This is a genomic window from Bifidobacterium sp. UBA744 (genome assembly GCA_002298605.1).
In the GTDB taxonomy this organism is placed as follows: Bacteria; Actinomycetota; Actinomycetes; order Actinomycetales; family Bifidobacteriaceae; genus Bifidobacterium.
On the sequence record DBKS01000013.1, the window covers coordinates 1 to 233 of the forward strand.

The 233-nt window shown below is 57.1% G+C and carries 1 protein-coding gene; it reads right to left on the minus strand.

Annotated elements, in window-relative coordinates:
- Positions 1–89: 50S ribosomal protein L10 (gene rplJ, locus B2994_RS01445; protein ID WP_414630616.1), on the minus strand; the 89-nt coding region annotated here is incomplete at its 3' end.
- Positions 90–233: the final 144 nt, after the last annotated feature.

Here is a 233-nt window from a genome sequence, read left to right on the forward strand (position 1 = left end):
CCGCGGTACTCGGTCAGGTAGACAGCGTCAGCGTTACGGAACTGTTCCGTAAGCTGGGCAACCACCGCTTCCTTTTCGGGCCTCTTCATGGCGTTCCTTCCTTAATCGACCGTCGATCCGCATGGAAGGCCTTGCCGCGGGCATAAAAAATGCCCTGCGCACAGGCAGAGCAATAACCAATCTCAAGCAGGCCTCAGCCTCTTGACAGCAATCATGTCTCAACCTGCGCTGGC